The 18,424-nt window shown below is 61.2% G+C and carries 12 protein-coding genes; 5 read left to right on the forward strand and 7 right to left on the reverse strand.

The window, feature by feature from the left end:
* Nucleotides 1-224 precede the first annotated feature (224 nt).
* From DWX39_RS04175 to DWX39_RS04185, 3 genes are read left to right on the forward strand one after another with little or no spacing between them, the layout of a single operon-like run.
* Entirely contained in the window at nt 225-2,024 is a 1,800-nt protein-coding gene (locus tag DWX39_RS04175) for a histidine kinase N-terminal 7TM domain-containing protein (RefSeq protein WP_158561611.1), read from the forward strand.
* A gap of 2 nt (nt 2,025-2,026) precedes the next feature.
* Nucleotides 2,027-3,520, forward strand: coding sequence for a sensor histidine kinase (locus tag DWX39_RS04180; RefSeq protein WP_117758599.1), 1,494 nt, complete (start codon nt 2,027-2,029; stop codon nt 3,518-3,520).
* On the forward strand, nt 3,517-4,137 hold the full coding sequence (locus DWX39_RS04185; RefSeq protein WP_117758600.1) for a response regulator transcription factor: 621 nt from the start codon (nt 3,517-3,519) through the stop codon (nt 4,135-4,137). The genes DWX39_RS04180 and DWX39_RS04185 overlap by 4 nt, the downstream gene beginning before the upstream one ends.
* Nucleotides 4,138-4,246: 109 nt before the next feature.
* On the opposite strand, the gene DWX39_RS04190 is transcribed toward DWX39_RS04185, so the two are convergent.
* From DWX39_RS04190 to DWX39_RS04215, 6 genes are all read right to left on the reverse strand, one after another.
* Entirely contained in the window at nt 4,247-5,089 is an 843-nt protein-coding gene (locus tag DWX39_RS04190; protein ID WP_117758601.1) for a hypothetical protein, read from the reverse strand.
* 80 nt (nt 5,090-5,169) lie between these two features.
* A complete protein-coding gene (locus DWX39_RS04195; protein WP_089573532.1) occupies nt 5,170-6,411 on the reverse strand; it encodes an SPFH domain-containing protein in 1,242 nt (413 codons plus the stop codon).
* Between the two features lie 48 nt (nt 6,412-6,459).
* Entirely contained in the window at nt 6,460-7,782 is a 1,323-nt protein-coding gene (locus DWX39_RS04200) for a hypothetical protein (RefSeq protein ID WP_117758602.1), read from the reverse strand.
* A 24-nt stretch (nt 7,783-7,806) separates the two neighbouring features.
* Entirely contained in the window at nt 7,807-8,544 is a 738-nt protein-coding gene (locus tag DWX39_RS04205; protein ID WP_117758603.1) for a DUF4428 domain-containing protein, read from the reverse strand.
* A gap of 331 nt (nt 8,545-8,875) precedes the next feature.
* On the reverse strand, nt 8,876-10,387 hold the full coding sequence (locus tag DWX39_RS04210) for a nucleoside hydrolase-like domain-containing protein (protein ID WP_117758604.1): 1,512 nt from the start codon (nt 10,385-10,387) through the stop codon (nt 8,876-8,878).
* 267 nt (nt 10,388-10,654) lie between these two features.
* Nucleotides 10,655-11,992 carry a prolyl oligopeptidase family serine peptidase gene (locus tag DWX39_RS04215; RefSeq protein ID WP_117758605.1) on the reverse strand — a complete coding sequence of 446 codons (1,338 nt, stop codon included), beginning with the start codon at nt 11,990-11,992 and terminating at the stop codon, nt 10,655-10,657.
* 490 nt (nt 11,993-12,482) lie between these two features.
* On the opposite strand from DWX39_RS04215, the gene DWX39_RS04220 reads away from it, so the two are divergent.
* A complete protein-coding gene (locus DWX39_RS04220; RefSeq protein WP_117758606.1) occupies nt 12,483-13,910 on the forward strand; it encodes a PTS transporter subunit EIIC in 1,428 nt (475 codons plus the stop codon).
* A gap of 210 nt (nt 13,911-14,120) precedes the next feature.
* Nucleotides 14,121-15,434 carry a DUF4038 domain-containing protein gene (locus DWX39_RS04225; protein WP_117758607.1) on the forward strand — a complete coding sequence of 438 codons (1,314 nt, stop codon included), beginning with the start codon at nt 14,121-14,123 and terminating at the stop codon, nt 15,432-15,434.
* A 189-nt stretch (nt 15,435-15,623) separates the two neighbouring features.
* Here the strand turns inward: DWX39_RS04225 and mgtA are convergent, their stop codons facing one another.
* Nucleotides 15,624-18,392, reverse strand: coding sequence for a magnesium-translocating P-type ATPase (gene mgtA / locus DWX39_RS04230; RefSeq protein WP_117758608.1), 2,769 nt, complete (start codon nt 18,390-18,392; stop codon nt 15,624-15,626).
* Nucleotides 18,393-18,424: the final 32 nt, after the last annotated feature.

Here is an 18,424-nt window from a genome sequence, read left to right on the forward strand (position 1 = left end):
GGAGATTATCCACTCTCGTCATTGGTAGTCATTGGGGACGCTCTTAAACGACTAGTCGCTGGCGACGTCCCTCGCCGTCGGCGGATTTTGGGACATGTGGCCCGCTTTTTGGGCCCGCCTGTCGGTACACTAAAAGCACTATGGGTACCCGCGAGCGACATATCGGCCACGCGGCCGCCCGATCCGCACCCGTGGCGGATCCCAGGGGCGGCAGGCTCTTCGCCATGCCGCGATTCCTTGTTGGTATAACACATCAGGTGTACCGTCACCGCGTCTTTGCTATCGCCGGCGCCATCACCGTGCTGTTCCTCATGCTTTTGGCAGTCTTGCCGGCGCTGTTTGCCTCCGACCCCAAGCTTTCCAACGCCGTGCCCGCCTATAGCGAGGTGTCCGAAGAGGTCGTGGATGCGCTCGTCCACTCGAGCTCTCTCCCGTTGCTTGTCGCCGCAATTATATTTTCGATCTGGGGTGTATCGGTCTATCTACGCTGTTTGGACTATGTGTTGCGCCGCCGCCTTGTTGCCGTCGCCACCATCTGCGCCCTCTGGATGATTGAGGTCATCCTCAAATACAAGTCGTTCACACCGTTCTATGCCACCGTGCTGTGGTACCTGTACTACGTGCCCATGACGCTCATTCCGCTGCTCTACCAGCTGTGCGGCCTGCGCCTTGCGGGGCTGGAACAACACCGTGCGGGCCGTCGCTATCGCAGCATCCTGTGGGTCGTGGCCATCCTACTTATCGGTTTTGTGCTCACCAACGATTTCCACCGGCAGGTATTCCACTTTGACCGTGCAAGCGACACCTGGAGCAACGATTACACGTACGGCTGGGGCTATTTCGCCGTCTTAGTGTGGACGGCCTTTAACTTCGTGGCCTTTTTTATCTTGGTGGGCCGGTCCTCGTCCTTTCGCATCCAGCGTTTCTCGGGCACGGCGGCGCTCGTACTGCTGGGTGGCGCATTCTTTGCCGTCTCGTATGCGTTGCGCGTGCCCTGGGCATGGAGGCTCAACTTTTCGCTCGTCTATTGCGTCCTGTGCGTGGTGGCGATGGAAATCTGTCTCGATTGCGGTGTCATTCCGTCGTATCACGACATCGCCGGCATCTTCGACACCTTGCCGCTCGACCTCAAAGTTCTAACGCGCGACCTGCAGGAGGTCTATGCCACGCCGGCGTCAAAGCCAATGCCGGTAGGCGTGCGCGAGGAGTTGCGGACCCAGGAGCACGGCCACGCCCATGCCTTTGCTGTGGCGTCCGATCCCGATGTGGTGTACCGTGCCTTTCCACTGCTGGGCGGATCGGCCCTGCTTGCCCAAGACGTGTCGGATCTCAACGAGCTTAACCGTGAACTGGCACATCGTCGCATGGAACTGCAGCGTCAAAACGAGCTGCTCGCCGCCGACTACGACCTTAAGACGCATCTGGCAGATCAAGAGGCCGAGACCTTGCTGGTCCAAGACGTGGACCAAGCACTTGCCCGCGCGCTCGAAGGGATGTACGACCTGCTGAGCTCGCTGCCACCGTTGACCGACGAGGCGTCTTCGCACGAGCGTTACCGCATGCTGCAGCGCGCCAAGATGCTCGTCGCCTATTGCAAGCGCAAAGGGTCGCTCACGTTGGCACAGCACGGTGAGAGCGGTTTTGATCGCGACCGCATTCAACTCATTGCCAATGAGCTCGCAAGCGACCTGCGCACCATCGATATCGATTGCGCCTCGATTATCGCCATACGGCGCCCGATGCACGCCAGTACGGTAAGCGCCCTGTACGACTGCGTGTATGACTTTGCGTTTTTTGCCTACACCACCGACCATCCGGCGCTTATGTATCACTTGGGCGACCATGATCGGTGCAGCGTCGAGTTGCGTGCCACGCTTTTCTCCAACGACGATGAGGATCTTTCGCAGACACCCGCTGCGCAAGAGCTCGAAAGCGCTTTGCAAGGGCGCAACGTGGCATATCGCCTTGAGGGCGAGCCCGGCCAGCTGCGCATGATCGTCTTGATGCCGCAGGCGGGTGAGTGACGATGCAGATTTCGTTCATCCTTCCCCAAATCGTTGCGCTCGATGTTGTCTTTGCCCTGGCTGCGTGTCTGCAGATGATCCACGTCCCGCTCATCGCATCGCGCCGCTCGTCCTATAACCGTAAGGTGATTTGCGCCTACGAGACGAGCCTTGTGCTTCACCTGATGATTTCGGCGCTCATCTTATTCGCGTCGTCTGGCTCGTATCTGGTGGCGCCGCTTGACGTTTGCGCCAGGGCAATGGGCGGAGTGTTGTGGCTCAATGCCGCGATCTTTGCCTATGGCGTGGTCCTTATGGTGCGCTATCGTCGCCCTGTCATGCTGGCCGAGCTGCTGCTTGTTGGCGCCGTGACACCGCCGGTGGTTTTTGCCATGGGCTCGGTGTGGGCCGTTGTCCTTATCGCAGAGGGAGCGTTCTTCCTGTTCCGTTCCGTCGCGGCGCTCTTGATGGACGTCCGTAACCGCCAGGAGGATATCACCGCGTTCTCGACGATCGAAACCATCAACGTGATTCCCGTGGGCATCCTGTATCTGGACTCGAGGGGCCGTCCACTGCTCATGAACCGCTGCATGCGCAAAAACCTGGTGGAGCTTCATATGCCCACCGACCTAGGCGATATGAGCGGTACATGGAACGACCTGCGCAAGCTCAGCATGCAAATGCCCGGAGGCGGTAAGAACAGCGTGCGGATCAACCTGGACCGCTTTGGTGAGGCGCGTGCGGTGGTCGAGGTTTCTCCCGCCGAGATTCGCCTGTTTGTGTGCGATGGCGTTATGGTCTCGGGCCGTTCGTTCGAGCGCATAATCGGTCTGGATGTGACAGAGTATGCGCATGCGCATGACCGCCTGGCGCAGGCCAACCACCTGCTTGAGCTTGCGGGCCAAGAGCTCCAGGCCCAGATCGAAGAAGTCAAAAAGGTTGCCGACAATGCGGCCTACCTGCGCATGCGTTCCCGCGTGCACGATGTGATCGGCCAGCGCCTGTCCATCCTCCATCGCTATTTGGAGGAGGGGCGCCTGGATGACGAGTCACTCGAGCAGATCGACCCGCTGCTGCGCTCAATCGCTGCCGATCTGCGCAGCGGGGGCGACACCGAACCGGCAGAGCAACTGGGCGATATCGTCCATGCCTTTGGCCTGGTGAGCGTGCAGATCGATGTTGAGGGTGCGCTGCCTGAGGACGCACGTGTCGCCGCCGCCTTTTTGCAGATTATCCGCGAGGCCTCGACCAACGCCACCAAGCATGCACAGGCGCATCGGGTCCATGTGCGCTTGTGGCAGGAGAGGACGGATGCTGACGCCGTCGCGCACATGACGATTTCTAACGACGGGTCCCCGGCCCCCGTATCGTATCGCGAGGGAACGGGTATCCCAGGTATGAGGCATGTCGCGCAAGATCTGGGTGGCAGCCTAGAGGTCCACGCCACCCCGCCCTTTACGCTTACGGTATCCATTCCGCTTAACGCCAACGACACGTCCCAAAGGAGAAGCTCATGATCCGCGTGTTAATTGTCGAAGATCAGGCCATCCTGCGCGAGAGCCTGGCGCGCTCCGTTGGCGACCAGCCCGATATGACCGTCGTTGCCGCGATCGCCGATGCCTCCGAGGCCTTGGGTGTCGCGCTCAAGGAGCGCCCGGACATGATACTGATGGACGTGTGCACCGAACACGATTCAAACGGCATCGTGGCGGCGGCACGCATCAAGGAGCAGCTGCCCGAGTGTCGCATCATTATCATGACAGGCATGCCCGAGATCACCTTTGTCGATCAGGCCCGCGAGGCGGGCGTCGATAGCTTTGTGTACAAGAACGTCGGTATCGACGAGCTGTTCGCCGTGATGCGCTCCACGCTGGCGGGTTACTGCACGTTTCCCAAGCCGCCCGAGAGTATCTTCTCGGGCACGGCGGCCCTCGACGATGTCGAGCTATCGATTTTGCGCCTTGCCTGCGAGGGTAAAAGCCGCCGCGAGATTGCGGCCGAGCTGTTTATGAGCGAGGGCACCATCAAGCGCCGCATCTCGGAGATCCTGAGCAAGACCGGCTACGACAACATCATGCGCCTGGCCGTACATGCGGTGACCGAGGGCAGCATCGTTCCCAACATAGAGCGCTAGCGCTCGTTACGCATCGGCATAAAAGCGACGGGGCCGCAGGATCATTTCCTGCGGCCCCGTCTGGTGTGCGCGGATGTGTCCGCCAATCCGCGGCTGATGTTACGTGCCGTTACGCGATGGTTGCGCTGTAGGAGGCAACGTCCTCGTAGGAATCGGTCAGGTAGGCGTCGATGCCGATGGTCGTATTGACCAGGTCGTCAAGGCTATCGAGCGTGCCGTTCGAGAACGTGAATTCCTCAGTGGCGTTGGTGCCGGGCATCAGGTGAGCCGAGAACCAGGGTTCCTTCATGGTGCCGTTGACGTTGGTCTTGCCGGAAGGAGCGTAGAAGGTCAGGTCCTTGTCGCTCTTGTTGGTGATGTTGACGACAAAACCGATGTCGCCCCACTCGTCCTTGAACTTCTCGGTGATGGTAATGGTGCACAGGTCATCATCGGCAACGGTGACGGCGGGGGAGATTTCAATCTTCTGGACGTCGTCTTCTTCGACGGCCTCATCGATCTCCTCTTCCTTCTCGGCCGCCTCGCGATCCTTCTTCACCGTGCCGGACAGATCCTTGTCGGACTTGGTAAAGACAAGATTGCCGTCATCCTCTTCGAGGATGAGCTTGCCGTCCTTGAGCTTCATGTCATGCGACTCGTCTTCGGCGGTGATGGTTACGGTGGTGGCGTCCTTGGCCTCCCACTTAAGGTCGACAACCTCAAGGAACAGGTCGAGGGAACCCGTGCCGTCCTCATCGAGGATCAGGATGCAGTTGACGCCCCACTCCTCGAGCATATCCATGTACTCGTCGGTTAGCTCTTCGCCCTCCAGGGTTCCACCCGAGAGTTCCCAACTGCCGACGAAGTTGGCCTTGGGGTCTTTGCCGCCGCCGCTGCAGCCCGTCAGGGCAAAGGCGAGCGCAAGGACGCATGTCAGAAATGCGAGTACGGACTTTTTGAACGTTGTCTTCATGGTGTCCTCCTTTATCGAACGAAACCCATAGAAGCAAATGCGGGGGTGGCGGATCCCCCGCCAATTACCAGATAGAGGGGCTAGGGCCTGGGCGTTCCGCAGTTGCTGCAGAACTTGCCGCCGTTTTCGCTGCCGCAGTTGGGGCAGAACCACTTGGCCGGTGCCGGGGCGGGTGCGGGACTGCCGCACTCGGAGCAGAACTTGCCGGTGTTGGTGGCGCCGCAGCTGCAGGTCCATGTGCCGGCCGCGGGGGCAGCGGCAGGAGCCGGTGCGGGAGCGGGCGCCGGAGCCGGCTGCGGGGCGGCCTGCTGCTGTGCCTGGCCGGCGGCGAACAGCTGGCTGGCGTTCATGCCACCCATGCCACCTGCCATGCCCATGCCCATAAAGCCTGCCATCGCGCCGTTGGGGTTGGCGGCTGCCGCGCGCATTGCGTCGCTCTGGGCGCTGGCAATGTTGGCTGCCGCCATGGTGGGATCGCGCATGACTGCGGCTTTCTGCAGGTCCTTGATCATCTGCTCGTCCTCTTGCGAAGCGGCGATGGAGTTGACGCCAAAGCTCACGATCTCGACACCGCGCAGGTCACGCCAGTCGGCAGAGAGGACCTCGTTGAGCGCGCGGGCGAGCTCGGTGGTGTGGCCGGGGATGGCGCTGTAGCGGATGCCCATCTCCGAGATCTTGGCGAAGGCGGGCTGCAGGGCGGTGAGCAGCTCGGACTTAAGCTGGCTGTCGATCTTGTCGCGCGTGTAGCTATCGGTCACGTTGCCGCACACATTGGTGTAGAACAGCAGCGGGTTGGTGATGCGGTACGAATACTCGCCGTTGCAGCGCACAGAGATGTCGACGTCCAGACCGATATTGTTGTCGACTACGCGGAAGGGCACGGGAGAGGCGGTGCCGTACTTGTTGCCGATGATCTCCTTGGTGTTGATAAAGTAGACGCGCTGGTCCTTGCCCGCGTCGCCGCCAAAGGTAAAGCGGCTGCCGATATTGGCGAAGGTCTCCTTGATGGAGTCGCCCAGATTGCCGCTAAAGACGCTCGGCTCGCTGCCGGTGTCAAAGACGAACTCGCCGGGCTCCAGCGCTACCTCGATGATCTTGCCGTTTTGCACCACGAGCATGCCCTGGCCGTCGTTGACGGCGATGACGGAGCCGTTTGAGATGACGTTGTCCTCGCCACGCGTGTTGGAGCTGCGGCCGCCGGTGCGCTTGCTGCCCTTGCAGGCCAAGACGTCAGCGGGCATCGATTCGCAGTAGATAAATTCCTTCCACTGGTCGGCCATGACGCCGCCGGCAGCACCCAATCCAGCTTTCAAGAGTCCCATGGTGATCTTCCTTTCTCGTCAAAGGCCGGGTGGTATTGGTCAGAATGGCTAATCGTCCTTGTTGTCTTTCATGACAACGGTGGTCTCGGTGTGGCTGAAGGTGTCGTGCTTCTCGGTCAGGTCGAGCTCGCCACAATACTCATCGGCGTGGGTGGCCTCGTTGGCTGTCTTGAGCTGGCCTACCAGCAGTACGTCCGCGATGATTACGATGATCAGCGGCGCGACGATGTTGATGAGGATGCCCTCGACATCAAAGGTGAGGTAGTCTGGATCGAAGGCGTTCTCACCCATGAAGAGGATCTGGGAGAGGGCAAATCCGATCACAAAGAACAGCACCGAGGCAATGGCGAGCTTGGGCTTGGAACAGGGGAGCTCGCCGACCATGCGACCGGTCTGGCCGTTCATGGCAAACAGATAACCCTTGCCGTTCCACGAGGTAGAGAGCATCCACACGGGGAACAGGGCATAATCGCTTTCTTCCCAGGTGTAGTCGAGCTGCTTGCTTTCGACCGTGGCGTCGTCATATTCGTCGACGACGGTCTCGCGCAGGGCCGAGATCGTGCTCTCCTCCATGCGGCGCTCGGCGCGCGCCTTGCAGGTTTCGCAGTCCTCGTCGTAGCGGTTGGCGATGTAGCCGGGCATATACGCGACCGAAAACGGGCGCAGCGCGCCGTAGTCAAACGGCTCGATGGCGTCCATGTGGCCGTCGGGCATCTTGGACGATCCGTCGACGGGCACGCGCTCAAACGAGATATTGCCTTTACGGTAGGCGTCGTAGTGGTCGGTGGTCGTGACGGTGCGATCGGATTCCTCGGTTACGGTCTCGTTGGTCGCGTCAAAGTACACTTCGCCGTCAACGCGGGCGCCGTAGAGCCAAAACGGTACGTAGACGCCTTGGACCTCGTCGATGTGGTTGCCGGTGACAAAGCTCTTGGGCAGCAAGATCTTGCCCTTGTAGTGCTCTTTGAGCGCGGCCATAACGTCGTCGCGTCCGAGCTTAAACGGGATCACCAGATCGGGCGAGAAATCTCCCGAGAGCTGGCCGGGTGCCACGGCGGAGTTGCCGCAGTACGGGCAGGTGGTAACGGCGACAGTGCCATCGGACACGAGCTCGGCGCCGCACGACGAGCAGATGTAGCCGGCGTTTTGGGCCAGCTCCTGCACGGCATCGTCGACAGCAGGCGTGGGGGCCGCGGCTGCGGCATCGGCTTTGGCATCTGCCTTGTCCTGGCGCTCGCGATAGAGGGCCTCGACTTCTTCGACTTCAAAACGCGAGTCGCAGTAGTCGCAGACGAGCTTTTGCTCGGCACTGGCAAAGTGAAGGGGGCCGCCACACGCGGGGCACTGATAGTTGACGCTCTCGAAGGCCATGATCGGTCCTTTCCGTGCCGGGTGTTATGCGCCGATAGCGCCGCCGCAGTATTCGCAGCGCCCGCTGGCATCGGGAATGGTGGTGGCTCCGCAGAAGGGGCAGGTGACCGCGGTCTTGGGGGCCTTGGCGGCCACGACGCTGTCGCGCGTCTCCTGGCGCAGCTGCACCAGCGCATCGCGGACTTCGGTTGCCTGGCGCTTGGCCTCGCGGTATTCGATGGAGCCGCGCTGATCGATGGTGGAGTCGTTTACGCGCAGGTTGATCTCGGTAAAGTACGGCGTGTTGACGTGAATGGTCAGATTAAAGTCGTAATCCAGGTCGTAGCGCGGCGGGTTGTAGCTCTCGCGCTCGCCGTCCTCGGTCTCGCGATAGATCTCGGTGCGATGCTCGTCGATATCCATATCGCAGCCGAGTACCTGCGAGAACTCGATGATGTCGGGATTGGCGTCGCGCCAGCGGCTCTGCGAGGTGATGATCAGCAGGCCCGCGTCCTCATCGAGCATGATGTTGGTGCGCCCGGCAGAAAGCGTGCGCGTGGGGTTGAACGACGCCAGGCGCTCGGCGTTGGCCTCGCGGTAGGCGAGTTGCTCACGGATATCGTCCGCGGTGCTGGAGCGATAGCCGTGAAAGTAGGGGGAGAGCTTGCCGGCGCACTCTTTGCACAGGTAGCCTTCATTGATTTTTGTCTTACCTAGAAGTCCCAGCTCGGTACCGCAAATCGCGCACTCTTTCTTCTCGAACATCTTGTCAAAGAAGCCCATGGCTGCCTCCCATCAACTGGTAGCGTGTGTCACTTTTGATGATGGGGGAGTGCGCAGCCTTTCACGATACCCAGACGGCTCAACGAGTCTCCACAACTGGGACACATGGCCCATTTTTCCTACTCATTGGGGACGTACTTAAATGAGTGAAACTACTCATTTAAGTACGTCCCCAATGAGTGCTCGCAGAACGAGAGTGGATAATCTCCCATTTTTGGCCTATGTGCAGGCTCAAAGTGGGAGATTTCCACTCTCGTCATTTGGGTGTCCAAAAATCCCCGCTCGTTTGGCGCCTGGGGACACTCTTTGTCGAATGTGGGCGTCGCCCTTGCTATGCCACAGTCACGGCGACCTGGGCGTAGCGGCTGCAGGGGCGCTCGGCGCGCGTCTGCACGGTGAGGGTGAGCACAAAGCGGTCGCCGGGTCGTGCGTCGGCGGGCACGATGAAAGTGGCATCCTCCGTGCATTCTTGCCACAGCGACAGATCCTGGACGCCTGCATAGCTCGACGGGTCTACGGCGACATCCCAATGCGCATCGAAGCCCCTGCCGTCGGGGTCGACGATGGTCGCCGCAAGGTCGATGCGCTCGCCGGCTGCGGCGCTGCGGTCGGCCGTGACCTCGACAACATGCGCCGGATGCGAGCAGATGGCCGGATCATGGGCGCACCATTGCGCGCGGGCGGCAAAGTCTTCCTGATAGGCACGCAGGTAGGGATTGAGATTGTCGTCTGAGGGCGTGCCGAGGGCGGCAAAACCGGTGGGCGCGTTCGCATCGGGGCGTCCATCAAGAAACATGCGGCCGAGCAGCGTATCGAAGTCGCGGTCGTCGATACCGCGCAGGCCAAACGGAAGCAGCGGAATATAGGTCATGCTGTCGCCTTCGGCCATAAAGTCGCCGCGCTCAAACTGTACCGCGGGCATGCCTTCCAGGCCCCAATCCAGGCGGGCATGCTTGCCAAACTGAAAGCGCTCGGGCTCGTTTTCGTAGACCTTACCATCGCCATAGAGCATATAGCGTGCCATGAGGTGGCCGTTGCCCTGCGTGAGGTTCTGCTTGGGCCAAGGAGCCTGAAACAACGGCAGCGTATCGGGCTGAGCCATCTTGGCGTCGACATAGCCGCCATACATATAGGGCACGCGCCAAAAGATGAGCTCGGGAAAGAGCTCACGCCCATGGTCGAGCCACGAGTTGTCCTGTCCCACGCCATCGGCAACGCCCATCACGCGCACCTTCTGATAGACCTGCTGCTGCACGGCGGGCCACTCGGGCGTGGCGCGATAGCGCTCGGCAATACTCATGAGGGCGCGAACGATCGTATTCATACCACCCCAGCTGAGCAACCATAACGTACGCGGATCATCATCCAGAATCGCCTGCGCAATTACGCGAGACCCCTCAGTTTCCTCAGTCACATCACCCTCAAAGGCAACATTTCCCACAAAGGTGCGCTCGATTATCTGGGCGGGCGTGGGAAACGGCGGCTCACCGGCAGCGGCCGCATTTGCCTGCAACTGCGGCCAAGCCTGGGCATATTCATTGCTCCAGAGGCTCTCAATCCAATGCTCGGGAAACGGACGATACTCACGAAGCTCCCCTGCCAGTGGATCGGGTTCATGAGGCACAACAGCCCACTCATAAGAGCGCCGCCCTTTGGTCCGCCAATGCGAATTCACCTCGCCGAGCGTATGAACCCCATCCCCAAGAAAGTGATACTGCGAAGCCGTATACACCACAGCCTGAACATCAAGCAAGTTGAGATACAGAGCCAAATGAACAAGCGAGTTCATATCATCGACTTCCATATCAGTGGTAACAATCACCCGAGTCAACTTCTGGGACATAGGAACAGCTCCAATCAAAATCAATTCAGCCAGTTACGCGCAAGGCAAGACGGGACCCACGCCCCCATCGCCCGCGACCCGGCGGCCCGCCGGAAGCGGCCGACCAGCGTTTCGAACAACGTTAACTTAGGGGGGCTCTGACCTTTAGCTTTGTAAACATTCCGCAGCGCGAGCCCCGCTTATCCGATGCTCCGAAGGAGCAGGATAAGCGGGGCTCATGCGCGAGGACGTTTACAAAACTAAAGGTCAGAGCCCCCGATGGGATGGTTACCTCGAAACCCTGGCCGACCACTCCCAGCAGCCCACCGGCTCGCCGTCGATGAGTACGTTGCCCCCGTCGAAGTCTTGATAACACAGGTCGTTGAATTGGTGGATCCACACGCCGTGGTTGAACGTCTTCTTGGCCGAGCCGTCGGCCTCGCGATACACGCCGGTCAGGTCCTCGACATGGCTAAAGTAGGTGAGATGCACGTTGGCGCCGGCATCGCGCAGGCGCGCGAACAGCGGCAGCACGGTCTGTTGCGGGTGCACGAGCTCGTCGCCCTTGGAGTGCGTAAACCACAGCGGCGTCTTGGCGAGCGAGGCTACGTCCTCGTCCGTGGCGTTGTACCACGGGGCGCAGCAGGGAAGGCCCGCGGCGAAGAAATCGGGGTAGTCGGCGCACAGGCGCAGGGTCATAAAGCCGCCGTTGGAAAGACCGGCGACCACGATGCGGTCGGTGTCGATGCGGTCGGCATGCTCGGTGACAAACTCATCGATAAGTGCCTTGAGCACGGGGGAGTAGATGCTCTGGTTGGAGTGACCAAGCTGCTCGACGCCGTTGTCCATCCAAAACGTGGGCGACTGCGGCACGAGCACCCAGGCAAAGCCGCCAAAGTAGCGCTGGATCTGCGCCTGGCTGATGGCCGTCACGCGGTTGCCGATATAGGCGCGCGTGGCGCCTTCGCCCTGCGTGGCGCCCTTGCCCTCGCCGGCGCCGTGCAGATACACCACGAGCGGTGCCTTTTGGGGCACGGCCGTGGCCTCGGGCGCAAAGGGGTTGAAGCATGCCGAGTCCTCGGCCTTAAAGCTGGGCTCAAAGAAGCCGTATTCGAGCGCGATACCGTCGACGGCGGTCTTTTGCGTGTCGTTGCTCCAGCCTTTGAGCGCAGGGCAGATATCGCCACGGCAGGTGTCGAAGACCAGGCCGCAGGTGGGATCGTCGCCGTCGTTGCCGGGAAGAGCCGCGAGCTGCGTGATGTGCAACTGGTCATCGAGCATGCGCGAGCCCATGACGCCGCCTTCGATCTTTTTGGTCAGGCGCTGCTCGGCGACCTCGAGCGCCACATGGGTGCCCACGGCGAGCTTACGTCCGTTCTCGTCGCACGGATATGCGGCGAGAATGTCGATGTAACCCACGGAGGGCGCGGCATGGTCGGCGCCGCGTTCCTTGCGCATCAGAACATCGCCCGAGCGCTCGTGACGCTCTACATATATATGGAAGGTGTTCGCGTCGATGTCGTTGGCGCGCACGGTGCAGGGCAGGTCGAGTACGACCTTGCTGATCCAGGGGCCAAAGTCGCCCAAGGTGGTGACGGTTGCGTAGGTACACAATTTGAGTTCCATGAGCTGCCTCCCTTGCGCCGCGAATGCCTGGCATCTGCGGCAATACAAACTAAACATGTTTAGTGTAATCTAGAATTGAAGAATAACCAGATGAACTCGGTAAACGGCAAAATTGAACACGTCGTGAACTACTAAACGTATGTTTACTAGCTTCTAGCAGGGATTCTGTTGATGAGTTAACAGATCAGTGAGGTGTTCATCAAAATAAAATCCCACGTAAATGGCTATATATCAATAGAGGGTCAAAGAGACCATCTCCCGCCATTCAAATACGTTCACCCCCGATTTCCTACCGTTCACCGGACTGTAGACGGCAAAATTGCCATAAATTCGGCGCTCCGTGTAAACTAAAGCCCGTAAACGTTCAGTAAACACCTTGTTTACAAAAGCGTATCCAAGGGTCCGGCAACCGTAAGGGGTTATAGTCGCCGGGCCAAAGGCGTGCCTAAGCCCAAGGGGGCTGGCACACGAAGATATGGGGAGGGGTCCCATGGCAGTAGATAACAAGCAGATTGCCACCGATGTCCTCGAGCTCGTGGGCGGTGCGGAGAATGTTTCCGTTGCCACCAACTGCATGACGCGCCTGCGTCTGACGCTCAAGGATAACAGCAAGGCCGACGTGGAGAAGATCAAGAAGGTCAAGGGTGTTCTGGGTTGCCAGTTTGCCGGCAGCCAGCTCCAGGTCATCATCGGCCAGAACGTGCCCAAGGTGCTCGCCGAGTTCGTCGCCATCTCCGGTGTCAAGCAGGGTGAGGCCGTCAACGAGAACCTCGATGCTCCCAAGGAGAAGTTCGAGCTCAAGAACCTGCCCAATATCATCCTCGACTATCTGTCGGGCTCCATGACCCAGCTCATCCCGCTGCTCATGGCCGGCGGTCTGTTCCGTACCATCGCGGCCGTCCTCGGCCCCACCATGCTCGGTGTGCTCTCGGCCGACGACCCGACCTATACGTTCCTCTACACCACGCTGTACGAGGCCACGTTCACCTTTATCCCCATCTACCTGGGTTATGCCGCGGCTAAGAAGCTCGGCGCCAGCCCGGTGCTCGGCATGCTGCTCGGTGGCGCCCTCATGGCTCCTTCCGTGGTGAGCGTCGCCACCCAGGAGGGCGGCGGAATCATCTCCGTCTACGGCATCCAGATCGCCGCCGCCAACTATCAGCAGTCCGTCCTGCCGATCATCCTTTCGGTGCCCGTCCTCTACTTCATCGAGAAGTTCTTTAAGAAGGTCATGCCCGACGTGCTCTCCACGGTCTTCACGCCGTTCTGCACCATGATCGTTACCATCCCCATCGCCTTCATCGTCCTCGCCCCCATCGGCAACGAGATCGGTACGCTGATCGCTAACGCGCTCTTCGGCCTTGCTGACCTTGGCGGCATCGGTATTCTGATCGTCATGGCCGTCCTCGGCGCCTTCTGGCAGCTCTTCGTGGTCTGCGGCATGCACATGCCCGTCATCCTGCTCGCCCAGGTTCAGATCATCGCTGCCGGTTACGATCCCTTCGTCTTCGTTTCCACCAACTGCGCTATGGCCGCCGTCTGGGGCTGCGCCTTCGGTGCCTTCCTCAAGATGAAGAACCCCGACGAGAAGTCTCTCGCCATCGGTTACGTCATCTCCGCCATCGCCGGCGGCGTCACCGAGCCCGCGCTCTTCGGTATCCTCATGCGCTTCCGTCGCACTATGCTCGGCATGTTCATCGGCGGTGCCATCGGCGCTGTGTTCTCCGGCCTCATGGGGGTTACCTACTACCTCGCAGGCGGTGCCTCCAACTTCCTGGTCTTCACCAACTACCTGCAGGGTGGCCAGATGAACACCGTCTGGGCTATCGTCGGTATGGCAATCTCCTTTGTCATCGCCGCTGCCGTCGTCTTTGTCTCCGGCTTCTCCAAGGAGGAGCTCGCCGAGATGGAGGCCTAAGGCCAAGCCATTCGGTCGCATAAGACCTCACCTACACGACAGGGCCCCGTCAGGCGCAAGCCCGGCGGGGCCCTTCTTGCAAGGTAGACTGATTGGGGGCGCGTGGCGCCTACTCGCCGGGGCTTGCTAAGCGCCAGGGGCTTTCGCGCGGGGTTACCGCGAAAGAATCTGCCGGTTCGCAACTCCTTTATCAAACGAAAGGACATGCAGATGAGTTTGGGAAAACTGACTGTCAACAGTCGCCAGGACGGCTTTTTGTGCGAGGGCAAACCGTTCTTTTGGTTTGCCGATACGTGCTGGAGCGCATTTACGAGCATCGCCGAGGACGACTGGGACTACTATCTGACCCGCCGTGCCGAGCAGGGCATGAACGTGCTGCAGGTCAACACACTGCCGCAGTGGGATCGCTGCTGCCCCGATTTGGGCATTTGGCCCTATGCCAGCGAGGACGGCGTGCACTTTGATTGGTCCCGTCCCAACCAGGCGTACTGGGACCGCGCTGCTGCCATGTGTCGCGCTGCCGTCGAGCACGGCATTCGTCCGGCACTCGTGCTTATGTGGTGCAACTACGTGCCCGGTACCTGGGGCGCCAAGATTGCCGAGCATTGCGGTGCCGAGGTTATGCCGCGCGAGGAGGTCCGTGCCCACGTTGCCCGCGTCGTCGAGAACCTGGGTGAGTTCGACCCCGTTTACGTGGTGACAGGCGATACCGACTTTACCAGCGACGAGGCGATCGCCTATTACGAGGATGCCCTCGACGAAGTCGTCAATCGCGCGCCCGAGGCGTTGCGCACCATGCATATCAACCGCGGCAACCGCACCATCCCGGCACGGTACCTGGACCGCTTGGACTTCTACATGTTCCAGCCCGGCCACAACTACGAGGGCCAGCCCGAGGCTTGGCACTTGCCGCAGGACTTTATCGCCAACTATCCCAAAAAGCCGATGGTCAACTCTGAGCCTTGTTACGAGCAGATGGGTGCGTCGCGCAATGTGTACTGGCGCTTCACCGCGCAGGACTGCCGCGCGAGTGTGTGGTCGTCGATCCTTGCCGGCGCCAGCGCGGGTGTGACCTATGGCGCGCACGGTGTTTGGAACTGGCAGACTAGCAAGAGCCAGGGCTCGGTGTTGGGCGAGGGCTTCGATATGCCGTTCCGCTGGCAGGAGTGTCTGCAGTTTGCGGGCGTTTGGGACTTTGGCGCGATCGAGCATGTGCTTGCCGGCCTGGGTGCTACGGCTGGCGACGACGCACTTGCCGTGGTTCCGGCGCAGGAGCTCCTCGATGACGCGCGCGAGGCCATTCGTGTGGCGCGCGTTGGCGATCGCGTCGTCACGTACCTGCCGCGCACCACGGCGCTCAAGTTTAAGCTCGACGGCGCGCGTGGCTGGACGGCGACGGTTCTCGACATGGAAGACAAGCGCGTCGCCAAGCTGCCCGTTCGCGACAACGGTGACGGCACCGTGCGCGTGGCTCAGCATCCCTTTGAGCACGACGCCCTGGTGATCCTGACCCCTGGGCGCTAACGGCTCTTCTCCAACATTTACAACCCAGTCCCTTTCATAAGGCTGCGACGGAATGGTTCCTGCATGACGGCTTTAAGCTGTCAAGGGGAGCCATTCCGCCGCACTCATTGGGGACGTGCTTAAATGAGTGGTTTAACTTGAGACGGGACTTTTTGACCGCCTGATGGGTCGCGCGCCACAATTCGGGCGCTACAGTAGCTCGCCGTGGCGGGCGATGTAGCGGCGCTTGACCAGCTGGGTGAGCGCGATATAGGCGGTGACGATGCCGACGAGCAGCGCGAAGAAGCTCGGCGGCAGCGGCATGAGGCCCAGCGCATCGGCGACGGGGCTTGCCGGCAGCCAGGTGACGAGCGCCAGGCCCAGCACGGTGAGGGCGCACAGCGCGGGCGCGGCGTGGTCGCGCGCGCTCGGCAGGCGCGGGGAGCGCAGCATGTGGATCACGAGCGTCTGTGACCACATGGACTCGACAAACCATCCGCTCTGGAAGAGCGCCGCAAAGGCCGCCATGTCTGCGACGTTGCCCGCGGCGGCAAGCTCTGCCCAGCTCGCGCCCACGGTTGCGGGGCACACTACAAAGAAGAGCGCGGCGAAGGTCGCGATGTCAAACAGCGAGCTCATGGGGCCCAACTCGAGCATAAAGCCCCTAATGGACGCGGCATCCCAGGCGCGCGGGCGGGCAGTCCAGGCGTCGTCGACGGTGTCCCACGGCAGCGCGATGCATACGATCTCGTAGACGAGCGACAGCAGCACCAGCTGCAGGGCGCTCATGGGCAAAAACGGCAAGAACAGGCTCGCGACGGTCACGGACAGCACGTTGCCGAAGTTGGAACTCACCGTGGTCTTGAGGTACTTGAGCAGGTTGCCGTAGGTGCGACGGCCTTCGATGGCGCCGCGCTCGAGCACGCCCAGATCCTTCTGAAGCAAGATGATATCGGCGGATTCCTTGGCGATGTCGACGGCGGAATCGACCGAGATACCGCAGTCGCTCGCGCGCATGGCGGCGGCGTCGTTAATGCCGTCGCCCATAAAGCCCACGGTGTGACCGAGCAGCTCGCGCATGACGCGCACCAGGCGCGCCTTCTGCAGCGGCGAGAGTTTGGCAAAGAGATGAGTTTTCTCAGCGCGCTCGGCAAGCTCGGCGTCGTCGAGCGCATCGATCTCGGAGCCCAGCAAGACGTTACTCGCGTCGATGCCGATCTGCTCGCAGACGGTGGCGGCCACGCGGTCGTTGTCGCCGGTTAAGACCTTGACCGCCACGCCCTTGGCCTCGAGGGTGGCGACGGCGCCGGCGGCACTTGCCTTGGGCGGATCGAGGAAGGCCAAAAAGCCCATCAGCACCATGTCGCACTCGTCAGCGATGCCAAACTCGCCCACGCAGCGCGGATTGGTCTTCTGCGCCACGGCAATCACGCGCAGGCCCTCGGCGTTGAGCCCGGCTACCTGCTTGCGAATCTGGGCGAGCTTATCTTTGGTAAGCGGCTGGGCGGCACCATCGACCTCGACAAAGGAGCAGATCTCGAGCATTTCCTCGGCAGCTCCCTTGGTGACCATCTGGGTTTTGCCTTGGGCGTCGGCGACAACTACGCTCAGACGACGGCGCGAGAAATCGAAGGGCACCTCGTCGACCTTGGTATAGCGGTCGCGCAGGCTCTGGCCCAGCATGGAATCGGGTGCTGCGGCCGAGGGCGTCACATCGGCGCGGTCGATGACGGCCAGGTCGATAAGGTTCTTGAGGCCGGTCTGGAAGAAGCTGTTCAAAAACGCATGGCGCAGCACGCGCGCGTCCTCGTTGCCGTCGGTGTTGAGGTAGCGCTCGAGCACGATGCGGTCTTCGGTGAGGGTGCCGGTCTTGTCGCAGCACAGGACGTCCATCGCGCCGAGGTTTTGGATCGCCGGTAGCTCCTTAACGATAACCTGGCGACGGGCGAGGTCCTTGGCGCCCTGCGACAGGCTCGAGGTCACGATGACGGGGAGCATCTGCGGCGTGATGCCCACGGCCACGCTCGTGGCGAACAGCAGCGCGTCGATGACGTTGCCCTTGGTGGCGACGTTGATGGCAAAGACCGCCGGCGCCATAACGAGCATCAGGCGCACGAGCAACATGGAGACGCTCGAGACACCGCGGTCAAACGCGCTCTTCTCGCCGCGCCCGTTGAGCATCTTGGCGATGCCGCCCAGGTAAGTGTCCGAGCCGGTGGCTACGACAAGTGCCATAGCGGTGCCGTTTTGCACGGAGGTGCCGGTAAAGACGATGTTCTTGCAGGCAGAGAGCGGCAGCGCGGAGCTGTCGGCACCCTCGGCGACGGTGATGGCAGCGGTCTTTTCGACGGCCTCGCTCTCGCCGGTGAGTGCGGACTCGATCACAAACAGGTCGCGCGCGGTGATGATGCGGGCATCGGCCGGCACCATATCGCCGGCAGAGAGACGGATTACATCGCCGGGGACGAGCTCGTCAAAGGGGATCTCGATACGCTCGCCGTCGCGCAGGGCACAGCAGGTGTTGGAGGCCAGGTCCTTGAGGGCCTCGGCCGCATTGCCGCTGCGGGCTTCCTGGATAAACTTCATGCCGCCCGATACCAGCAGCATGATGCCGATGACGATGACCGTGGAGGGGTCGCGCTGGGGCTCGGGCACGGCGAGCACGTCGATGTAGAGCGAGACCAGTGCGAGCGCGGCGAGGATGCCGGCGAAGGGGTCGATGAACGCGTCGGCGATGCGGCGGGCGAGTGTCTTGGTCGGCGCCTCGATGGTGTTGGGGCCGACGGCGTCTAGGCGCTCGGCGGCGTGCTCGGTACCGAGTCCGCCAGCCCTGGCGTCAAGCAGCACGAGGGCGTCCTCGGCGCTATGGGTGGCGGCGAATATGGTGTTCTTGGACAGGCCGGTGTGAGCGGCAGGGCGCGCCGTGCGGCGGCGCTTGGAGATGACTTCGAGTACCGTAGCGGTTTTGAGCATCAGCATAGGGTCCTCCTTGTTGAAGGGAGTTAGCGTAC

The sequence above is a fragment of the Collinsella sp. AF19-1LB genome (assembly GCF_003459655.1).
In the GTDB taxonomy this organism is placed as follows: domain Bacteria; phylum Actinomycetota; class Coriobacteriia; order Coriobacteriales; family Coriobacteriaceae; genus Collinsella.